The sequence below is a fragment of the Corallococcus llansteffanensis genome (assembly GCF_003612055.1).
GTDB classification, from domain to species: Bacteria; Myxococcota; Myxococcia; order Myxococcales; family Myxococcaceae; genus Corallococcus; species Corallococcus llansteffanensis.
On record NZ_RAWB01001192.1, the window covers coordinates 1 to 441 of the forward strand.

The following is a 441-nucleotide window of genomic DNA, read 5'->3' on the forward strand; positions in this document are numbered from 1 at the left end:
CCCATAGGCTGACCGCAGTACTCTCCCGGGCGATCCAGTCCCGATCGTCGACTTGCCTGCCCTCACAACCGAATTCGATGTCGAAGCCACCGGGCGTCTTCATGTAGAACGACAGCATCAGGTCGTTGACATGCCGGCCCAGGGTGGCCGACATCGGCACCTTGCGCCGCAACGCCCGGTCCAGGCACAGGCCCACGTCGTCGGCCTGCTCGACCTCGACCATCAGGTGCACGATGCCGCTGGACGTCGGCATCGGCAGGAAGGCCAACGAGTGGTGACGCGGGTTACAGCCGAAGAAACGCAGCCAGGCTGGCGGCCCGTCGGCGGGCCGCCCTACCATCTGTGGCGGTAGCCGCATCGAGTCACGCAGCCGAAAGCCGAGCACGTCTCGGTAGAAATGCAACGCCTCAGCATCGTCGCGGGTGGACAGCACCACATGGC

1 protein-coding gene is annotated in these 441 nt (G+C 65.5%); it reads right to left on the reverse strand.

The window, feature by feature from the left end; all coding sequences use genetic code 11:
• On the reverse strand, positions 1-441 hold a 441-nt coding region (locus D7V93_RS44090), incomplete at both ends, for a VOC family protein (RefSeq protein ID WP_341871005.1).